This window comes from Bradyrhizobium murdochi, assembly GCF_000472965.1.
Classification (GTDB): Bacteria; Pseudomonadota; Alphaproteobacteria; order Rhizobiales; family Xanthobacteraceae; genus Bradyrhizobium; species Bradyrhizobium murdochi.
The window spans coordinates 801,729-821,635 of sequence record NZ_AXAU01000001.1 but is presented as its reverse complement, the minus strand read 5'-3'; the positions used below and the strand labels follow the sequence as shown (position 1 = coordinate 821,635).

Genomic DNA, 19,907 nt, shown 5'->3' with positions numbered 1-19,907 from the left:
CTCATTAGCACACAGCCAGGTGCGAATGGATGCGAGCTTGACGAACGCTAGGCTGCTGGCGTTGACGCCTGAGCGTTTTACCGCCATATACAGCGCATGAAGAAGCTTCAGTCAGCCGCATTGACCGCGACCGCTTACGGCGGATCGCCTGCTGGTTGCGCGCGCTAGAGACAAGCGTACTTCACGCAGAAAAGGCCCCGCCGGCGACGGACGGGGCCTTTTCTGGTTTTTGATGGTGCCCGTCCGCGCTTTTTCCCGTCACAAGGAATACAGCAATGGACGATGTCGACCACAGAAATCTCGGCGTGAAGCTCAAACTCTGGCACCTTCAGGAAGATGCGCCGGGCATGGTGTTCTGGCATCCGCGCGGCTACGCGGTCTACCGGGTGCTGGAGGACTATGTCCGGCGCAAGATGCGCCAAGCCGGCTATGCCGAGGTCCGGACACCGCAGCTTCTACCAAAGGAGTTCTGGGGCCGCAGCGGGCACTGGGACAAGTTCGGCGAGCATATGTTCCGGGTCGACGACGGCGAACTGGCGATGGCGCTGAAACCGATGTCGTGCCCGTGCCACGTGCAGATCTTCAACAAGGGGCTGCGCTCGTGGCGGGAGCTTCCGATCCGCTATGCCGAGTTCGGCGCTTGCCACCGCAATGAGCCGTCCGGTTCGCTCCACGGCATCATGCGGACACGCGCCTTCGAGCAGGACGACGCTCATGTGTTCTGCCGCGAGGAGGACGTGGAGGGCGAAGTCGCGTGCTTCATCGCCCTGCTGGACGAGGTCTACCGGGAGCTCGGTTTTCCCGACTACGAGGTGGCGCTGGCGACGCGGCCGGCGGTGCGTGCTGGCGACGATGCGGTCTGGGACTGGTCGGAGGCGAAGCTCGGCGATGCCGCGCGGCAATGCGGCCTCGTGCCTCAGATCAACCCCGGCGAAGGTGCGTTCTACGGACCAAAGCTGGAATTCGCGCTGCGCGACCGGCTGGGACGATCCTGGCAGTGCGGCACCGTGCAGGTCGACGGCGTGCTGCCGCAGCGGCTCGAGGCGTCCTACGTCGCCCCGGACGGCAGCCGCGCGAGGCCCCTGATGATCCACCACGCCATCTTCGGATCGCTCGGCCGCATGATCGCGATCCTGCTCGAGCACCACGGCGGCGTGCTTCCGTTCTGGCTGTCGCCAGACCAGGTCGCGGTTGCGCCGATCTCGAAAGACCAGGCCGGATACGGCGCGGACGTGCTGTCGGCTTTCGAGGATGCCGGAATCCGGGCCGTTGCCTATGACGGCGCCGATACCCTTTCGCGGCGCATCGTGGCGGCCCATGAAATGGCAGTGCCGGTGATGGCTATCGTCGGCGGGCGCGAGATGAGGGACGGCCGGGTAACCCTGCGCGAGCGCGACGGCTCACAGGCCGACGTTCCTCTGGCCGAGGCGGTGTCCCGCCTGCAGGCGAGGGCCCGGCCGGGCGCTCTTGCGGCTGAAGCCCTGGACGCTCGAGCTTATGGCTTCACGCCCTAGGTGGCCGCCTTCAATGCCGCAAAACCGCGCTCGAGATCGGCCTTGAGGTCGTCGACATTCTCCAGGCCGATATGGAGCCGCAGCGTCGGCCCGCCGGGAGACCATTTGGTCGCGGTGCGGTAGGGATCGCAGTCAAAGGGGATGATGAGGCTTTCGAAGCCGCCCCACGAATAGCCCATGCCGAACAGCCTGACCGCATCGAGCAGGGCATCGACCGCCTTCTGCGGCACCGGCTTCAGCACGATGCTGAACAGGCCGGATGCGCCGGTGAAGTCGCGCTTCCAGATCGCGTGGCCGGGATGGCTTTCGAGCGCCGGATGCAAGACCTGCAGGACTTCTGGCCGGCCGGCGAGCCAGCGCGCCATTTCCAGGCCCGAGCGATAATGCTGCGCGAGCCGCACCGACAGCGTGCGGGTGCCGCGCAGCGCCAGGAATACGTCGTCGGGTCCGGCGCAGACGCCGAGCAGGCGGATACCCTCGGTGAGCAGCGGCCAGGCTTTTGCATTCGCCGAAATCGTGCCGAACATGATGTCGGAATGGCCGCCGATATACTTGGTGGCGGCCTGCATGCTGATGTCGACGCCCTGGTCGAGCGAGCGGTGAAACAGTGGCGTCGCCCAGGTGTTGTCGTCGATGACGAGCGCGTCCCTTGCATGCGCGACTTCAGCGATGGCGGGAATGTCGCTCATTTCAAACGATTGCGAGCCGGGCGCCTCGACCAGCACCGCCCTGGTGTTCGGTTTGAACAGTTCCTCGATCCGGGCGCCGATCAGCGGGTCGAAATAGCCGACCTCGACGCCGTAACGGGCCAGCATGCCGTTGCAGAAGTTGCGCGACGGCCGGTAGACGTTATCGGTCACCAGCAGATGATCGCCGGCCTTCAAGACCGACAGCAGGGCGGTGCTGATTGCGGCAAGGCCCGACGGCGCCAGGCCGACACCGGCGCATTGCGGCCCTTCCAGCGACATCAGCACGTCCTGCAGCGCCAGTGTGGTCGGGCTCCCGTGACGCCCGTATGAGAATTCGGCACGGTGGGCGTGCAGGTCCTCGGCGGTCGGATAGAGCACGGTCGACCCGTGGTACACCGCCGGATTGACAAACCCCCTTTGTCCCTTGGTGTCGCGGCCCGCCGTGACCAGTCTGGTTTCGGGTCTTTGCGGGTTGGACGAACCGTCGTGCGAAAAGCTCATGCGTTTGCATTATCCAAGACGTTATGCCGCAGCCACAACTTGATCGCGAAAACACTGGCGAGCGGCGGGTCGAGACCGGGTGCGTTAATAACAAGAGACAGAAGAGGGCAGTCAACCCCTTGACCCGGCACGCCAGTCGTTCTGAGATGCGCGCCAACGAACAGTCGCTGCAAGTTGAGGGGCCTGCCGCGATATCAGATCCACCGCCTGACCGGACTGGCACGCTAAATGCACGGTCGGGACGATGCTTTTCAGCGAGGGATCAGCGGGTTGGCCCCACAACGTCAGGCGTTGCCTAAAACGATCTCCGGACGTCCCTTTGAAAGGCCTAACCCATGAAACGCGTATCTTTGGTTGTTACCCTTGCCCTTGCCGCCGGCCTCTCGGCCCAGGCCGCCTCGGCGCAAACCCTCAAGACGGTCAAGGACCGGGGCATGCTGTCCTGTGGCGTCAGCCAGGGCCTGCCAGGCTTCTCGACGCCGGACGACAAGGGTAACTGGACCGGGCTCGACGTCGACATCTGCCGCGCGATCGCGGCTGCCGTTTTCAACGACGCGACCAAGATCAAGTTCGTCCCGCTCTCGGCCAAGGACCGTTTCACCGCGCTGCAGTCGGGCGAGATCGACGTGCTGTCCCGCAACACCACCTGGACGCTGTCGCGCGATACTTCGCTGGGCGCCAACTTCACCGGCGTCACCTATTATGACGGCCAAGGCTTCCTGGTGAAGAAGTCGCTGAAGGTGAATTCGGCGCTGGAGCTCAACAGTGCGTCGGTTTGCGTGCAGACCGGCACCACGACCGAGCAAAACCTCGCCGACTACTTCAAGGGCAACAACATGAAGTACGAGGTGATCGCGTTCGCGACCGCCGACGAGACCATCAAGGCCTATGAATCCGGCCGCTGCGACGTCTTCACCTCCGACGTCTCCCAGCTCTATGCCGAACGCTTGAAGGTCGCCAACCCGGCCGAGCACGTCGTGCTGCCCGAGGTGATCTCGAAAGAACCGCTCGGGCCGATGGTCCGCCATGGCGACGATCAGTGGTTCGATATCGTGAAATGGACGCTTTATGCGATGGTCGGCGCCGAAGAGCTCGGCTTGACACAGAAGAATGTGGACGAGATGGTCAAGTCCGACAAACCCGAGGTCAAGCGCGCCGTCGGCACGGACGGCAATCTGGGCGAGCAACTCGGCCTGACCAAGGACTGGATGGTGCGGATCGTGAAGGCGGTCGGCAATTACGGCGAGTCCTTCGAGCGCAATGTCGGTTCCGGCTCCAAGCTCGGTATTGCCCGCGGCCTCAACCAACTCTGGAGCAAGGGCGGTATCCAGTACGCCCCGCCGATCCGCTAAGCGCCAGCGAGAGGGGCTGCGGCGATGGCCATCGAACCCCGAAAACCACCATCGCAGCTACTTACCAGGCTGCAGCGCGCGCTCGGCGGCCGTGCTGGCTGGAGCGGCTTCGTCCTCCAACTGCTGTTCGTCGCCGCGCTCGCGTGGATCTCCTACGAGATCGTCGCCAATGCCCGCGCCAATTTGCAGGCGCAGCGGATCACCGCGGGCTTCGGCTTCCTTGCCAACAATGCCGGCTTTGACGTCAGCCAGAGCCTGATCCCCTATTCGGGGTCCGATCCCTACACGCGCGTCTTTGTGGTTGGCCTGCTCAACACGTTGCTGGTCTCTGTGATCGGCATCTTCTTCGCCACCCTGATCGGCTTTCTGATTGCCCTCGGCCGGCTGTCGCCGAACTGGCTACTGGCGCGAATCTCGGGCGGCTATGTCGAACTGATCCGCAACCTGCCGCTGCTGTTCCAGATCCTGTTCTGGTATCTCGCGGTGCTCGCCGCTTTGCCCAATCCGCGGCAGAGCATCTCGGTCTTCGACAGTTTCTTTCTCAGCAACCGCGGGCTGGTCATTCCGAAGCCGATCGGCCAGGCCGGCTTCGAGCCGTTTGTCGTCGCCGTGCTGGTTGCGATCGTCGCCGCGATCGCATTGTGGCGATACGCACGCCGTCAGCTCTTCCAGAGCGGCACGGTGATCAAGGTCTGGCCCTATGCGCTCGGCATGTTGATCGGCCTGCCGCTGCTCAGCGTGCTGATCTTCGGCGTACCTGTCACGTTTGAGGTGCCCGTGCTCAGGGGCTTCAACTTCGCCGGCGGCTCGCGGCTGATACCGGAATTCGTCGCGCTGACGCTGGCGTTGTCGACCTACACGGCAGCCTTCATCGCCGAGATCGTGCGCGCGGGCATTCTCTCCGTGCATAAGGGCCAGATGGAAGCCGGCTCCTCGCTCGGGCTGCAGCGCGGTTCGGTGCTGCGGCTGATCGTGATCCCGCAGGCGATGCGCGTGATCCTGCCACCGCTCACCAACCAGTATCTCAACCTGACCAAGAACTCCTCGCTGGCGGTCGCGATTGGCTATCCCGATCTGGTCTCGGTGTTCGCCGGAACCACGCTGAGCCAGACCGGGCAGGCGATCGAAATCATCGGTATCACCATGGGCGTCTATCTCCTGATCTCGCTGGTCACCAGCGCAATCATGAGTTTCTATGGATGGCGGATCAGCCGGAGCATGGGCGGATGAGCGACACGACTTCATCCATTTTCGTCCGCCAAGACCTCGTGCCCGAGCGGGCCGCGCCCGTGAAGACCACCGGCTTCATCGGCTTCCTGCGTACGCGGCTGTTCAATTCGCCGACCAATATCCTGATCACGATCGTCAGCGTGTTGTTGCTGTGGGTCATCCTGGTACCCGCGCTGAAATTCGCGTTCGTCGATGCGGTCTGGATCGGCAAGGACCGCACCGCCTGCCTCCCGAAAAATCCGACCGATGTAGTCGGCGCCTGCTGGCCCTTCATTCAGGCCAAGTTCTCGCAATTCATCTACGGATTCTATCCGGAGCCGGAACGCTGGCGGGTCAATTTGACCTTCATTCTTGCCGCGATCCTCTTGGTGCCGCTGCTGATTCCGCGTTTGCCGGCCAAGGGTCCGAACGCCATCCTGTTCTTCCTGGCGTTTCCCGTCATTGGCTTCTTCCTGCTGCGCGGCGGCGGGATCGGCGGCTTCGGCGTGAGCTGGACGGCCGGGCTTCTCGCGGGCTTCAACGACAGTATCGGCGACGGCGGCAGGAAGCTGGTGGCCTCCGGCGAGGCGACGGCCGTCATCGGCCCGCTGCTATGGGTCATCGGCAAGCTGATCGTGCTGCTGAGCACGATCGTCGGCTGGGTGCTGCTGCCGCTGACCTCGCTGCGCGACCAGATCCAGGCCTCCGGCCAGCCGGTCTGGGCTGATCTCGGCGCGACCACGGTGATCGTTTCGGCGCTGCTGTTCTGGCTCGGCGGCGGCTTGCGCGCCGGCTGGCGTCCGCTCATCACCTGCCTTGGGGTCTTTGTCGCCATCGCGCTGGTGATCGCGGTGATGGGGCTCGATAACGGTGGACTTCCGGAGGTCGACACGCGATTGTGGGGCGGCCTATTGGTGACGCTGGTGGTATCCGTTACCGGCATCGTCGCCTCGATGCCCGTCGGCATTGCGCTGGCGCTGGGGCGGCGCTCGACCATTCCGCTGATCCGGATTTTCTCGATTGCCTTCATCGAGTTCTGGCGCGGCGTTCCGCTGATTACGGTGCTGTTCTTCGCAACCTATATGCTACCGCTGTTCGTCCCGGCCGGCTTCACCATCGACGGGCTGATGCGTGCCCTGATCGGCATTGCACTGTTCGCCGGCGCCTACCAGGCCGAAGTGATCCGCGGCGGCCTGGCGGCGATTCCGCGGGGGCAGGCGGAGGCGGCGAGCGCGCTTGGCCTGTCCTGGGCCAAGACCACGGCGCTGATCGTGATGCCACAGGCGCTGCGCCACGTCATCCCAGGCCTCGTCAACAGCTTCATCGCGCTATTCAAGGATACCTCGCTGGTCTCGATCGTCGCGCTGTTCGATCTCCTGGGGCAGCTCAGGGCTTCCTTCAGCGATCCGGTCTGGTCGACGCCGACGACGCTGTTCACCGGCTTTGCCTTTACCGGACTGATCTATTTCGTCTTCTGCTTCGGGATGTCGCGTTACTCGCTGTTCGTCGAGAACCGGCTGAACGCCCATCGTCGCAACTGAGTACATCACCATGACCGCAAACTCGATCGTTGGCATCAACGCACTCAACAAATGGTACGGCGATTTTCACGTCCTGCGCGACATCAACCTCGATGTCGCCAAGGGCGAGCGCATCGTGATCTGCGGCCCCTCAGGCTCGGGCAAGTCGACGCTGATCCGCTGCATCAACGCGCTGGAGGAATTCCAGGAAGGCCAGATCGTGGTCGAGGGCATCGAACTCGGCCCGAACCTGCGGCGGGTGGATGAAGTCCGCCGCGAGGTCGGCATGGTGTTCCAGAGCTTCAACCTGTTTCCGCACCTGACCGTGCTGGAGAACTGCACACTGGCGCCGATCTGGGTACGCAACATTCCGAAAAAGGACGCCGAGGCGACCGCGATGAAATTCCTGGAGCGGGTCAAGATCCCGCATCAGGCCAACAAATATCCCGGCCAGATGTCGGGCGGTCAGCAGCAGCGCGTCGCCATTGCCCGCGCGCTGACCATGAATCCGAAGGTGATGCTGTTCGACGAGCCGACTTCGGCGCTCGACCCGGAAATGGTCAAGGAAGTGCTCGACACCATGGTCGACCTCGCCAAGGAAGGCATGACCATGCTGGTCGTCACCCACGAAATGGGATTTGCCCGCGAAGTCGCCAACCGCGTCGTCTTCATGGACGCGGGCCAGGTCATCGAGTCGAACACGCCGCAGGAATTCTTCGCCAACCCGCAGCACGCGCGGACGAAGCTGTTCCTGAGCCAGATCTTGCGGCACTAGCGGCTGCTGTAGTCGCGTAGGGTGGGCAAAGCGCAGCGTGCCCACCAACAGTGTCGCGGTCCGATAGATGGTGGGCACGGCGCAAGAGCGCCTTTGCCCACCCTACGAAATCCGCTCACACCTTCTCGAACGGCACGTCGATCTTGGTGCGCTTCTCCAGCCATGCCGGCACCGGCAGGTTCTTGGAGCGCATGAATGCCGGATTGAACAGCTTTGACTGATAGCGGCCGCCGGAATCGGCCAGCATGGTGACGATGGTCTTGCCGGGTCCGAGCTGCTTTGCCAATCGGATCGCGCCAGCGACGTTGATACCGGTGGAGCCGCCGAGGCAGAGGCCTTCCTGCTCGACCAGTTCGTAGATCACCGTTACGGCTTCCTCGTCGGAAACCAGGAAAGCATCGTCGACAACTGCGGTCTCGATGATGGGCGTGACGCGGCCGAGTCCGATGCCTTCGGTGATCGAGTCGCCTGGCGTCGATTTGGCCTGACCATGCTTGAACAGCTCGTACATCGCAAAGCCGTGCGGATCGGCACAGGCGGTCACGATGTCCTTGTTCTTCTCCTTCAGAAAGCGGCTGACGCCCGCGAGCGTGCCGCCGGTGCCGACAGAGCAGATGAAGCCGTCGACCTTGCCGCCGGTCTGCTCCCAGATCTCGGGTCCGGTGGATTCGTAGTGCGCCTTGGCATTGTCGAGATTGTTCCACTGGTCGGCGAACAAAACGCCGTTCGGCTCGGTCTTGCGAAGCTGGTCGGCGAGCCGCCGCCCGACATGCTGGTAGTTGTTGGGATTGGCGTAGGGGAGTTGCGGCACCTCGACGAGCTCGGCGCCGCACAGCCGCAGCATGTCCTTCTTTTCCTGGCTCTGCGTTTCCGGGATCAGGATCAGCGTGCGGTAACCGCGGGCGTTGGCGACCACGGCGAGCCCGATGCCGGTATTGCCGGCGGTCGATTCCACCACGAGCCCGCCCGGCTTGAGGTCGCCGCGCTTTTCGGCTTCGAGGATCATCCATTTGCCGGCCCGGTCCTTGACCGACTGGCCGGGATTCATGAATTCGGCTTTGCCGAGAATGGTGCAGCCGGTCGCTTCCGAAGCGTGCTTCAGCTTGATGAGGGGCGTGTTGCCGATCGCTTCGATGACGTCTTTGTTGAAGGCCATGACTTTGAAATCGCCGGTTTGTTTGCCTAATCGTTAGGCGACCCTAAAGGAGGGCCGCCAGCCATACAAGCCAGCGTTGGGGCAGGCTATCAGCCCGATTTTGCAAACACCACCTGGCGCACGTCGATATTTCCGGACAGGAAACCGGCCTCGCAATAGGCGAGGTAATATTCCCACAGCCGCCGAAAGCGATCGTCGAAACCCGACGGCGTCAGGTTCGGCCAGGCTGCGCGGAAATTGCTTCGCCAGATCGCGAGCGTCTTGGCATAATCTTGCCCAAAGATACGTTCGCTGATGACGGGAACGCCGAAGCGTTCGCCGAGCGTTTTCAGGATCTGCGGCGACGGCAGCATGCCGCCCGGAAAGACGTAGCGCTGGATGAAATCGACCTCGCGGCGATAGGCGTGGAACAGGCGGTCCTGGATGGTGATGGCCTGAATGCCGGCCAGCCCCCCAGGCAGCAGGCGGTCGCGCAACTGTGAAAAATATTTCGGCCAGAATTGCTCGCCGACCGCCTCGATCATCTCGATCGAGACGATCCGGTCATAGCGGTCGCGCTCGTCGCGGTAATCCCTGAGCTTGATCTCGACCCTATCGCTGAGTCCCGCGTTCTGAATGCGCGCCTGTGCGAAATCGCGCTGTTCCTTGCTGATGGTGAGGCCTACGACCTTGGCGCCGAACGTCTTGGCAGCATATTCGGCAAAGCCGCCCCATCCGCAGCCGATCTCCAACAGCTTCTGGCCCGGCCGCAGATCGATGGCCTCGGCGAGCCGCTGGTATTTGTTGTGCTGCGCGGCCGTCAGGTCGGGTGTGTTATCCTCGAACAGTGCCGACGAATAGGTCATGCTCGGATCGAGCCACGCCGAATAGAAGGCGTTGCCAATGTCGTAATGCGCATAGATGTTGCGGCGAGCCTGCCGCTTTGTGTTGCGGTTGAGCCAATGTCTGACGGCCTGGAAGGTGCGCGTCAGCGGGTTGCCGATCAGCATGGTCTGCATCCAGTCTTGGTTGACGCAGAATAGATAGAGGAATTGCGTGAGGTCGGGCGTGTCCCACTCTCCGCACAGATAGGCTTCGGCAATGCCGATGTCGCCGCCGCGCAAGAGCCGCGAGGCAAAGCCGTAATCGTAAATCTTCATCACGGCGGCAGGACCCGGCGCGTTGCCGCCCAACCGGACCACGCGCCCGTCGGCCAGCGTCACGTCGAGCGTGCCGCGTTGCAGCTTTGAACCAAAGCCCAGCGCCAGCCGGGCCATGCGGGGCAATTCCGGAAACGTCGCGTCTACAGTTTCCGATGTGACCGAAATCAACTCGGGCATGTGCGATCCATCGAATTGCGGTTTACCGGGCTTCGCATGGCCGATCGACCCTGCTTCAATGCTTGGCACGGGTGGACAACGCCGGCGAAGTATAAACGGTGATTTTTCCGCTCGCCAAGCCGGTATTGAAGGCCGCGCCTGCCGTGCATTCGGCCCACATGCCTCCTGGAAACTGTAGAGCCGCAGGTGATGCAGAGCAGCAGCGATTTGAGTCGGCCACGTCCAGATCGATCAGCAGGCTTGTCACGCGATAGCCGAAGCGATGGCCGAGTCTCGTGGAAACGGTGTCCGGTCGATGCGCGAGATTCGGCTGTTCCTGGAGTTTCAATTCGGCCACAGGCCGGGGGCTCCGCTGTGCGACGAGCCGGTATCGGGGCGTCAGAACAGGGGAAAAGCCCCATGAAATCTTCGTAAGAATTCGGCGGTGCTGCGGCGTCCCGATATTGTTCCAAACCCTATAAAACAAGGGGAATTGAGCTCTTTGCCGCCCGTTTTACACACCCGAACGCATGATCGGCGAGAGGCTGCGCGGGGCTGTCCGCGTGCTGGTCGCAAGGCTAATATCGCCGTTCGGTTCCAACGGAAGCATCACCCCCTGTGAACGTATCGCAGCCCAACAGGAGAAGCGCGCATATTGCGCCGGGCCGGGACTTGCCCGGTGGAGAACGGGTGTGAGCCAGCGAATTGCAACTGCTGCGATCGAAGGTTGGCCTGTTCTCATTCCGGGCGGCAAGCGGCTGGCGCGATCGCTTGCCGTGCTTGGGCTCGTCGCCAGCTCCGCGGGCTGCATCCTGACCAAGGACCTTCCCGACCCTGCGCTCGACATCCCCGAAGGCTACAAGGCGGCCCGGCTTTCGAAGGCCACGGATGCACCTCCGACGCTCGACTGGTGGCGCGGATTTCGTTCGCGGGAGCTAACGGGCCTGATGGAAGAGGCGCAGACCGTCAATCTGGATATTGCGGCCGCCACCGCGCGGTTCAGGCAGGCCGATGCGCAGGCGCGAATCGCGGGCGCGGCGCTGCTGCCAACTCTCAGCGCTACCGGGTCGGAAAGCTATTCCCGCACCTCCCGTTCGAGCAGCAGCGGCCTGTCCATTGGCGGCCGAGAGGTGGTCAACTATTCGGCATCGCTTAGCGCCAGCTACGAATTGGATTTCTGGGGCAAGAACCGCGACGCCGCCCAGGCGGCGGAGGAGACTGCGGTTGCCAGCCGCTTTGACCGCGACGTCATCGCGCTGACCACGCTGACGACGGTAGCCAATGCCTATTTTCAGGTGCTCGCCGCGCAGGACCGGATTCGTACCGCACAGCGAAACATCGCGAGCGCCGAGCGCATCCTCAATGCCATCAAGGAGCGCTTCAAAGCCGGTACCGGTACCGACCTCGACGTCGCGCAACAGGAAAGCGTGGTGGCCAATCAGCGTGCGCTGGTGCCGCCGCTCCGGCAGACGCTCGACCAGAACATCAACGCGCTGGCAATTTTGGTGTCGCGCCCGCCGGAATCCGTGCGTGTCACCGGCGGAACCCTCAATCGGATTGCCGCCCCACGCGTCACGCCGGGCCTGCCTTCCGAGTTGCTGACGCAGCGCCCTGACATCCGCCGGCAGGAAGCGCAGCTTGCCTCGGCCACCGCCAATGTCGGCAGCGCCCGCGCGCAGTTCTTTCCGAGCATTCAGCTGACGGGGCAGGGCGGTTATCAAAGCTCGGCGTTGACGGCGCTGTTTCAGCCGCAAGCCGCGTTCTTCAGCATGGTCGGCAGCCTGACCCAACCGATCTTCGACGGCGGCAGGATCCTCGGCAATTTCGAACTCACCAAGGCGCTGCAGGATGAACTGCTGCAGACCTACCGCAAGACGGTGGTGCAGGCCTTTGCCGATGTCGATAACGCCCTGATGTCGATCCGCCAGACCACCGAGAGGCTGCGGCTGCAGCGCGAGGTCGTGGCGTCGTCGCGGCGGGCGTTTGAATTGTCCGAGCAGCAGTTGCGGGCCGGGACTGCCGACATCGTAGTTGTGCTAAATACGCAGCTAACATTGTTCCAGGCCGAGGATGCGCTGTCGCAGGCTCAACTGGCCCGGCTGCTGGCAATCGTCAGCCTCTATCAGGCGCTGGGGGGCGGCTGGGAGCCCAGGATGGAAAGGCCGGTCAATGCTCTTTAAGCCGGAAGTGAAGGACGACCCGAAGACGACGCGCAGGCGCGTCGTGCGCGGCATTGGCCGGCGGATGGTGTCGCTTTCGATCACGCTGTTGATCCTCGGCGGGCTCGGCTATCTCGGCTGGAACGCCTTTCAGCAGAAACAGACGGGCCGTGGCGGGCCCGGCGCACGTCCCGATCTCCCGGTGCCGGTGCTGGCGGCTATGCCACGCACGCAGGATGTGCCTGTCTATCTCGATGCCGTAGGCTCGGTCCGCGCGCTGAACACGGTGACGGTGCGCGCCCAGGTCGACGGCAAGCTGATCAAGGTGAACTTCGTGGAAGGCCAGGACGTCAAGCAGGGCGACGTGCTGGCCGAAATCGATCCCGTGATCTACCAGGCACAGTATGACCAGGCGGTGGCGAAGAAGGCGCAGGACGAAGCGCTGCTCGCCAACCAGAGGCTCGATCTGGCGCGCTATCAGCAGCTCGCCGCGTCAAATGCCGGCTCCAAGCAGCAGGCCGATACGCAGCGCGCCGTGGTCGCCCAGCAGGAGGCGCTGGTGCAGGCCGATCAAGCCGCCATCGACAATGCCAAGGCGATGCTCGGCTATACCAAGGTCATCGCGCCGTTGTCTGGGCGCGCCGGCCTGCGCCAGGTCGATCAGGGCAACATCATCCGCGCCTCCGACGTCACCGGCCTCGTCATCATCACCCAACTGCAGCCGATCGCCGTGCAGTTCAGCCTGCCGCAGCAGCAGATCGTGCGGGTCAACGCTGCCGCCGCCAAAGGCGTGCTGACGGTGGACGTGTTCGGCAATGACGGCGTGACCGTCATCGACACCGGTACGCTCAAAGGCATCGACAACCAGGTCGATCCGACCACCGGCACGCTGAAGCTGAAGGCGGAGTTTCCCAACGCCAAATTCCAGCTCTGGCCCGGACAGTTCGTCAATGTGCGGCTGAAGGTCGAAACGCTGGAGAAGGCGATCGTGGTGCCGAGTTCGGCGGTGCAACGTGGTCCGGTTGGGACATTCAGCTATGTGATCGGCCCCGACAACGTCGCGACAGCAAAGCCGGTCGTGGTGACGCAGCAGAACGAAAACGATGCCGTCATCGCGAGCGGCCTTTCGATCTCCGACCGCGTGGTGACCACCGGCTTTGCCAATCTCTCCGACGGCGCCAATGTCTTGATCGGCACCGACGACAGGGCGCCGACCGCCGACCTCGCGCCGCGCAAGCGCAGCCGCAGCCCCGATGCCAAGGCAGGTCCGGGCAAGGAGGGGCAAGCAAACGATGGCGAGCGCCGCGGCAAGCGCGAGCGCGGCGAGGGCGATCAAAAGGGACAAACCGGCCCGGCACCAGCCGAGCCAGCGCGCGGCGGCGCTGCGAAATCGCAGCCATGATCGATGCGCCGCACGCCTGAAATGAATTCGTAAAGTGAGCACGCAACCATGAGCGTCTCCGAACCGTTCATCCGCCGGCCGATCGCAACCTCGCTACTCGGGATCGCGCTGATGATCGGCGGCGCGCTCGGCTACTGGGCGCTGCCTGTATCGGCGTTGCCGCAGGTCGATTTCCCGACCGTGCAGGTGACGACGCAACTGCCGGGCGCCAGCCCCGACGTGGTCGCCTCGCTCATCACGGCGCCGCTGGAGCGCCAGCTCGGGCAGATTCCCTCGCTGTCCTCGATGCAGTCGACCAGTTCGTTCGGCGTCAGCCAGATCTCGCTGCAGTTCGACCTCAACCGCGACATCGACGGCGCCACCCAGGACGTGCAGGCGGCCATCAACGCAGCGGCAGGTGTCCTGCCAAGGAATCTGCCGTATCCGCCGACCTACGCCAAGGTAAACCCGGCGGATGCACCGGTCCTGACCCTGGCGCTGACGTCGGAGACGATTTCGCTGCGCGCCATGAGCGATATCGCCGACACGATCCTGGGACAGCGGCTCAGCCAGATTTCCGGCGTCGGGCGCGTTGCCATCCTCGGCGGGCTCAAGCCTGCGGTGCGGGTGCAAGCCGATCTGGCGCGGCTCGCTGCCTACGGCATCTCGATGGAAGATTTACGTAACGCCATCGCGGGCGCCAACGTCTCCGGGCCAAAGGGTTCGCTCGACGGCGCGCAGCAGGCCTACACCATCGCCGCCAACGACCAGATCGCAGTAGCGGAGGCCTACAAGCCCATCATCATCGCCTATCGCAATGGCTCACCTGTCACAATCGGCGACGTCGCCACCATCGTCGATGGGCTGGAGAACGACCGGACCGGCGGCTGGTATCAGGGCACGCCGGCCGTGATCATCGACATCCAGCGCCAACCCGGCGCCAATGTGATCGACGTCGTCAGGCAGATCCGCGACGAAATACCCAAGGTGCAGCGCGCGATCCCGGCCGGCGTCAATCTGAACATCGTCTCCGACCGCACCGTCACCATCCGCGCCTCGGTGCGGGACGTCCAGTTCACGCTGATCCTTTCCGTGGTGCTGGTCACGCTGGTGGTGTTGCTGTTCCTGCGGTCGCTGCGCGCGACCCTGATCGCGGGCGTGGCGCTGCCGCTGTCGCTGATCACGAGCTTCGGCATCATGTATTTTTGCGGCTTCAGCCTCGACAATCTGTCGCTGATGGCGCTGACGATCGGCACCGGCTTCGTGGTCGACGACGCCATCGTGATGATCGAGAACATCGTCCGCCACATGGAGAACGGCGAATCGGTAATGGAGGCGTCGCTGAAGGGCGCCAGCGAAATCGGCTTCACCGTGATTTCGCTGACGGTGTCGCTGATCGCGGTCTTCATCCCGCTGCTGTTCATGTCCGGGCTGGTCGGGCGCATGTTCCGCGAATTTGCGCTGACGCTGACGATTGCGGTCGTGACCTCGGCGATCGTGTCGCTGACGCTGACGCCTATGATGTGTTCGCGGCTATTGAAGCATGTCGGGGAAGAGATGACGGTCCCGGGGCTTGCCGCCGTCAGCCGCTTCATCGACCGCATGGTCGCCTTCTACCATCGCACGCTGCTGTGGGTGCTGCAGCGCCAGCGCGCGACCCTTGTGGTGACGTTCGCCACCATCGCCGCGACGCTAATCATGTACGTGATCGCGCCGAAGGGCTTTCTGCCGCTGCAGGATACCGCCTCGATCGTCGCAGTGACCGAGGCCGGTCCCGACGTTTCCTTTGCCGAGATGCAAAGCCGGCAGGCAACGGCGGCGGCCGCGATCCAGGCCGATCCGGACGTGATCGGCGTCGTCTCCGTGATCGGGGCCGGATCGGTCAATCCGACCACCAATGTCGGGCGTCTGGTGATGACGCTTAGGCCGCGTGGCGAGCGGCACGATGATATTTCCGTGGTGGTCGACCGGCTGAAACAGCGCACAGCGAAAATTCCCGGCATGACCATCTATTTCCAGCCGGTGCAGGACGTGCAGATCTCGACCCAGTCGAGCCGCTCGCAGTACCAGTATACGCTGACCGGCACCGATGCCGCGCAGATCTCGCTGTGGTCGCAGAAGCTCATTGCCGAGATGCGCCGGGATCCGCTGTTCCGCGATGTCTCGTCGGAAGCACAGGAGGGCGGCTTGCGCGCCGCGCTCAACATCGATCGCCAGCGCGCGGGCCAACTCGGCGTCAGCCTCCAGGCGGTCAACGACACCCTCAACGACGCCTTTGCGCAGCGGCAGATTTCGACGATCTATGGCCAGGCCAACCAGTATCGCGTGGTGCTGGAGGCGATGCCGATGTACCAGCGCGATCCGTCGATCCTGTCGAAACTCTATCTCCCGGGGGCTGCGAGCGCGATCGCCGGCGCGCCCGGCGCCCAGGTGCCGCTGTCGGCGGTGGCGACGCTGACCCGCACTACCGCGCCGCTGGCGATCTCGCATCTCGCGCAGTTTCCGGCGGTCTCGCTCAGTTTCAATCTCGCCCCCGGCGAGGCGCTGGGCGATGCCGTCGAGGCGGTCAAGCGGATCGAGACCAGGATCGGCATGCCCGGCAGCATCGTCGGCGTCTACTCGGGCGATGCGGCCGAATTCTCCAAGTCCTTGGCCGGCCAGCCATGGCTCATTCTAGCGGCGATCGTTACCATCTACATCGTGCTCGGCGTGCTCTATGAGAGCTACATTCACCCGATCACCATTCTCTCGACGCTGCCGTCCGCCGGCGTCGGCGCCATTCTGGCGCTGATGCTGTTCGGGGAGGATCTGTCGGTGATCGGCCTGATCGGCATCATCCTGTTGATGGGCATCGTCAAGAAGAACGCGATCATGATGATCGACTTCGCGCTTGAAGCCGAACGGCATCAGGGCATGTCGCCTTCCGAGGCTATCGTGCAGGCCTGCCTGTTGCGCTTCCGCCCCATTATGATGACGACGCTGGCGGCGCTGTTCGGCGCGCTGCCGCTGGCGATCGAAAGCGGCACCGGCGCAGAATTGCGCTTTCCGCTCGGCATTTCCATCATCGGCGGCTTGCTGCTCAGCCAGTTGCTGACGCTCTATACGACACCGGTGATTTACCTGGCGCTCGACCGGCTCAACCGGAAAATTCAGAAGGCGGTGCCGGACCCCGGGCCCACCGGGCCGCCGGTCGCCGGCGCCACCGAGGGGATGCAGTAGATGGCATCGATCTCGGAGCCCTTCATCCGCCGGCCGGTGGGCACCACGCTGCTGGCGATCGGGCTCTTCCTGGTCGGTATGGTCGCCTATGTTTTTCTGCCGGTCTCATCGGTGCCCAATGTCGACTTCCCGATGATCCGGGTGTCCGCCACGCGTCCTGGCGCCGATCCTTCCGTGATGGCCTCGACGGTTGCCGCGCCGCTGGAACGCCGGCTCGGCCAGATTGCGGGCCTTGACCGGATCACCTCGACCAGTTCGCTCGGCACCACCAGTATCCAGTTGCAGTTCTCGATCGGCCGCAACATCGACCGCGCCGCGCGCGACGTGCAGGCTGCGATCAACGCTTCGCTGGCGGATCTGCCGACCGACCTGCCGTCGTTGCCACGCTTTCGCAAAGCCAATCCCGCGGCTGCCCCGGTGTTCGTGCTGGCACTGACGTCGAAGACGCTGACGACGAGTGCGATGTACGACGTCGCCGATACCGTGATTGCGCAGCGCATCTCGCAGGTTCCGGGGGTGGGCGAAGTCAACGTCACCGGCGCCGACCAGCCAGCGGTACGGATTGCGCTCAACCCGGTGGCGCTGTCGAATGCCGGGATCGCGACTGACGATGTGCGGCTCGCGATCATCAATGCCAATCCGCTCGGGCCGGTCGGGATCTTCAACGGCGGCCGCCAGAGCGAGACGATCTCGACCAACAAGCAGATGCGTACCGCGGCCGAGTTCCGCGACATCATCATCAAGAGCTCGGCCGGCAATTTCGTCCGCCTCGCCGATGTCGCCGAGGTCGAGGACTCCGTCCGCAACAGCCGCTCGATCGCCTGGTTCAACAAGCAGCCGGCAGTCCTGATCCAGATCACCAAGCAGGGCGATGCCAACGTGATCGATACTGTCGATCGGGTGAGGGCGCTGCTGCCGGAACTGAAGCAGTGGCTGCCCGGCGGCGTGGAAATTTCGACCCTCGTCGACCGCACCGGCACCATCCGCGCCAGCGTGCTCGATATGCAGTACACGCTGCTGGCGACGGCATTTCTCGTCATGGTGGTCGTGTTCGCGTTCCTGCGCCGGTTGACGCCGACCATTGCGGCAGGCGTCTCCGTGCCGCTGGCGCTGGCCGGCACCTGCGCCGGGATGTGGCTCGCCGGCTTCTCGATCGACAATCTGTCGCTGATGGCGCTGGCGATTTCCGTCGGCTTCGTGGTCGACGACGCCATCGTCATGATCGAGAACATGTACCGCAACCTCGAACATGGCATGGCGCCGTATCCGGCGGCGGTCGAAGGTGCCAAGCAGATCGGCTTTACCGTGCTGTCGATCAGCCTGTCGCTGATCGCGGCGTTTACGCCGCTGATTTTCATGGACGGGATCGTCGGGAGACTATTGCGCGAATTCTCGCTGACGCTGACCTTTGCCATCCTGGTGTCGACCGTTGTGTCGCTCACGATCACGCCGATGATCTGCGCGCATTATATCAAGGAAGCGACCTCCGATCGCGCGACCTGGTTCGACCGGCTGGTCGAGGGCACGCTGTCGCGCATCGTTTCCTTCTACACCTGGACGCTGCGGGCGGTGCTCGGCTTCCCGTTCCTGACCCTGCTGGTGTTCTTTGCCACCATTGCGCTGACGGTGGTGCTCTATATCAAGACGCCGAAGGGCTACTTCCCGACCGACGACAGCGGTCTTGTGATCGGCGCGACACGCGCATCTCCCGATACCTCGTTCCAGGCGATGCTCGGGCTGCAGCAACAATTGGCCGACATCGTGATGGCCGATCCGGCAGTCGCCGCCATTGGCTCTTCACTCGGCGGCACCGCCGGTCCGGGCGGCGGCGGGTCCAACCGCGGCACCATGTTCATCAGCCTGAAGCCGCCGGAGGAGCGGGCCGGCATGTCGACGGCGCAGGTGATCGATCGCCTGCGCAAGAATCTCTACCGGGTCGCCGGCATCCGCCTGTTCATGTTCGCGGCACAGGACCTCCGCACCGGCGGCCGGCAAAGCGATTCCGATTACCAGTACACGCTGTCGAGCACGAATCTCGAGCTCCTGCAGAAATGGGCGCCGCTGGTCGCCAAGCGCATGGAGACGGTGGAGGGCATCACCGACATCTCCAGCGACCGCGATCCCGGCGGGCTGCAATTGTCGCTGGTGATCGACCGCAAGACCGCTTCGAGCCTCGGCGTTAGCGTCCAGGACATCGACAACGCCCTGAACAACGCCTTCGCACAGCGCCAGATTTCGATCATCTATACCCAGCGCAACCAGTACATGGTGGTGCTGGAAATCGATCCGAAATTCCAGAGCGATCCTTCCAATTTGGAGCGCATTTATGTAGCAGGCGCCAACGACGCCCAGGTGCCGCTATCGGCCGTGGTGCGCTACCAGCGCGGCCTGTCGCCGCTTGCGGTGTACCACTCGCAATCGTTTCCCTCGACGACGGTTTCGTTCAACCTGCTGCCCGATGTGCCGCTGGAGGTCGCGACCTCCAATATCCAGCGCGCGGTCGAGGAACTGCACATGCCGGAGGGAATCCGCGGCAGTTTCGACGGCAGTGCCGGCGACTTCAACAAGACCAGCGGGCGGCAGCCGCTGCTGATCCTCGGGGCATTGGTGGCGATGTATATCGTGCTCGGCGTGCTCTATGAGAGCCTGGCGCATCCGATCACGATCATCTCGACCCTGCCGTCCGCGGGCCTCGGCGCGCTGCTGGCGTTGCAGGTGACCAATACGCCGCTCACCGTGATCGCCTTTGTCGGCATCATCCTGTTGATCGGCATCGTCAAGAAGAACGGCATCATGATGGTGGATTTCGCGCTCGATGCCGAGCGCCACCGCGGCCTGTCGTCGGCTGACGCGATCTTCGAGGCCTGCCGCGCCCGCTTCCGCCCCATTCTGATGACGACGATGGCGGCGTTGTTCGCCGGCATTCCGCTGGTCATCGCCACCGGCCCCGGCACCGAGCTGCGCCGGCCGCTCGGCATCACCATCATCGGCGGACTTTTGGTTTCGCAGATCCTGACGCTGTACACCACGCCGGTCATCTACCTTCTGATCGACCGGCTGCGGCAGCGATCCCGGCCGGCGGCGATCGCCGCGCCTGCCGAATAGTTGGATTACTACCTGCGGAAAGCGTATAG

13 protein-coding genes are annotated in these 19,907 nt (G+C 63.7%); 9 read left to right on the top strand and 4 right to left on the bottom strand.

Features of this window, described 5'->3' with window-relative positions:
- Positions 1 to 275 precede the first annotated feature (275 nt).
- Entirely contained in the window at positions 276 to 1,514 is a 1,239-nt protein-coding gene (gene thrS, locus YUO_RS39705; protein WP_051379211.1) for a threonine--tRNA ligase, read from the top strand.
- Here thrS and metC read toward each other — a convergent pair.
- Positions 1,511 to 2,704 (bottom strand): cystathionine beta-lyase, encoded by a 1,194-nt coding sequence (metC, locus tag YUO_RS0104150; RefSeq protein ID WP_028346155.1) that lies wholly within the window; start codon positions 2,702 to 2,704, stop codon positions 1,511 to 1,513. The genes thrS and metC overlap by 4 nt on opposite strands.
- Before the next feature lie 335 nt (positions 2,705 to 3,039).
- On the opposite strand from metC, the gene YUO_RS0104145 reads away from it, so the two are divergent.
- Genes YUO_RS0104145 through YUO_RS0104130 form a run of 4 tightly spaced genes read left to right on the top strand, consistent with a single transcriptional unit; the run spans position 3,040 to position 7,560 of the window.
- A complete protein-coding gene (locus YUO_RS0104145; protein ID WP_028346154.1) occupies positions 3,040 to 4,056 on the top strand; it encodes an amino acid ABC transporter substrate-binding protein in 1,017 nt (338 codons plus the stop codon).
- A 24-nt stretch (positions 4,057 to 4,080) separates the two neighbouring features.
- Positions 4,081 to 5,286: an amino acid ABC transporter permease gene (locus YUO_RS0104140; protein WP_028346153.1), complete on the top strand. Its 1,206-nt coding sequence runs from the start codon at positions 4,081 to 4,083 to the stop codon at positions 5,284 to 5,286.
- The gene (locus YUO_RS0104135) at positions 5,283 to 6,806 is read left to right on the top strand and encodes an amino acid ABC transporter permease (RefSeq protein WP_028346152.1); all 1,524 of its coding nucleotides are present in this window, start codon (positions 5,283 to 5,285) and stop codon (positions 6,804 to 6,806) included. The genes YUO_RS0104140 and YUO_RS0104135 overlap by 4 nt, the downstream gene beginning before the upstream one ends.
- Before the next feature lie 10 nt (positions 6,807 to 6,816).
- The gene (locus YUO_RS0104130; RefSeq protein WP_028346151.1) at positions 6,817 to 7,560 is read left to right on the top strand and encodes an amino acid ABC transporter ATP-binding protein; all 744 of its coding nucleotides are present in this window, start codon (positions 6,817 to 6,819) and stop codon (positions 7,558 to 7,560) included.
- A 115-nt stretch (positions 7,561 to 7,675) separates the two neighbouring features.
- Here YUO_RS0104130 and YUO_RS0104125 read toward each other — a convergent pair whose 3' ends face one another.
- From YUO_RS0104125 to YUO_RS0104115, 3 genes are all read right to left on the bottom strand, one after another.
- Positions 7,676 to 8,716, bottom strand: a complete 1,041-nt coding sequence (locus tag YUO_RS0104125; protein ID WP_028346150.1) for a cysteine synthase A — start codon at positions 8,714 to 8,716, stop codon at positions 7,676 to 7,678.
- Positions 8,717 to 8,805: 89 nt separating this feature from the next.
- Entirely contained in the window at positions 8,806 to 10,035 is a 1,230-nt protein-coding gene (locus tag YUO_RS0104120; protein WP_028346149.1) for an SAM-dependent methyltransferase, read from the bottom strand.
- Positions 10,036 to 10,090: 55 nt separating this feature from the next.
- Positions 10,091 to 10,372, bottom strand: coding sequence for a hypothetical protein (locus tag YUO_RS0104115; protein ID WP_028346148.1), 282 nt, complete (start codon positions 10,370 to 10,372; stop codon positions 10,091 to 10,093).
- Between the two features lie 361 nt (positions 10,373 to 10,733).
- Here YUO_RS0104115 and YUO_RS0104110 point away from each other — a divergent pair, with 361 nt between their 5' ends.
- The 4 genes from YUO_RS0104110 to YUO_RS0104095 are packed head-to-tail and all read left to right on the top strand — an operon-like array spanning position 10,734 to position 19,878.
- Positions 10,734 to 12,194, top strand: coding sequence for an efflux transporter outer membrane subunit (locus tag YUO_RS0104110; RefSeq protein WP_028346147.1), 1,461 nt, complete (start codon positions 10,734 to 10,736; stop codon positions 12,192 to 12,194).
- The gene (locus YUO_RS0104105) at positions 12,184 to 13,575 is read left to right on the top strand and encodes an efflux RND transporter periplasmic adaptor subunit (RefSeq protein WP_028346146.1); all 1,392 of its coding nucleotides are present in this window, start codon (positions 12,184 to 12,186) and stop codon (positions 13,573 to 13,575) included. The genes YUO_RS0104110 and YUO_RS0104105 overlap by 11 nt, the downstream gene beginning before the upstream one ends.
- Positions 13,576 to 13,623: 48 nt before the next feature.
- Positions 13,624 to 16,773: an efflux RND transporter permease subunit gene (locus YUO_RS0104100; protein WP_028346145.1), complete on the top strand. Its 3,150-nt coding sequence runs from the start codon at positions 13,624 to 13,626 to the stop codon at positions 16,771 to 16,773.
- Complete coding sequence (locus tag YUO_RS0104095; protein WP_028346144.1) at positions 16,774 to 19,878, top strand: efflux RND transporter permease subunit; 3,105 nt, start codon at positions 16,774 to 16,776, stop codon at positions 19,876 to 19,878. It begins immediately after the preceding gene.
- Positions 19,879 to 19,907 lie beyond the last annotated feature (29 nt).

What these genes read in the sequence shown, in the direction of transcription:
- thrS (WP_051379211.1), top strand. Translation starts at nt 276, where the DNA reads ATGGACGATGTCGACCACAGAAATCTCGGCGTGAAGCTCAAACTCTGG.
- metC (WP_028346155.1), bottom strand. Translation starts at nt 2,704, where the DNA reads ATGAGCTTTTCGCACGACGGTTCGTCCAACCCGCAAAGACCCGAAACC.
- YUO_RS0104145 (WP_028346154.1), top strand. Translation starts at nt 3,040, where the DNA reads ATGAAACGCGTATCTTTGGTTGTTACCCTTGCCCTTGCCGCCGGCCTC.
- YUO_RS0104140 (WP_028346153.1), top strand. Translation starts at nt 4,081, where the DNA reads ATGGCCATCGAACCCCGAAAACCACCATCGCAGCTACTTACCAGGCTG.
- YUO_RS0104135 (WP_028346152.1), top strand. Translation starts at nt 5,283, where the DNA reads ATGAGCGACACGACTTCATCCATTTTCGTCCGCCAAGACCTCGTGCCC.
- YUO_RS0104130 (WP_028346151.1), top strand. Translation starts at nt 6,817, where the DNA reads ATGACCGCAAACTCGATCGTTGGCATCAACGCACTCAACAAATGGTAC.
- YUO_RS0104125 (WP_028346150.1), bottom strand. Translation starts at nt 8,716, where the DNA reads ATGGCCTTCAACAAAGACGTCATCGAAGCGATCGGCAACACGCCCCTC.
- YUO_RS0104120 (WP_028346149.1), bottom strand. Translation starts at nt 10,035, where the DNA reads ATGCCCGAGTTGATTTCGGTCACATCGGAAACTGTAGACGCGACGTTT.
- YUO_RS0104105 (WP_028346146.1), top strand. Translation starts at nt 12,184, where the DNA reads ATGCTCTTTAAGCCGGAAGTGAAGGACGACCCGAAGACGACGCGCAGG.
- YUO_RS0104100 (WP_028346145.1), top strand. Translation starts at nt 13,624, where the DNA reads ATGAGCGTCTCCGAACCGTTCATCCGCCGGCCGATCGCAACCTCGCTA.
- YUO_RS0104095 (WP_028346144.1), top strand. Translation starts at nt 16,774, where the DNA reads ATGGCATCGATCTCGGAGCCCTTCATCCGCCGGCCGGTGGGCACCACG.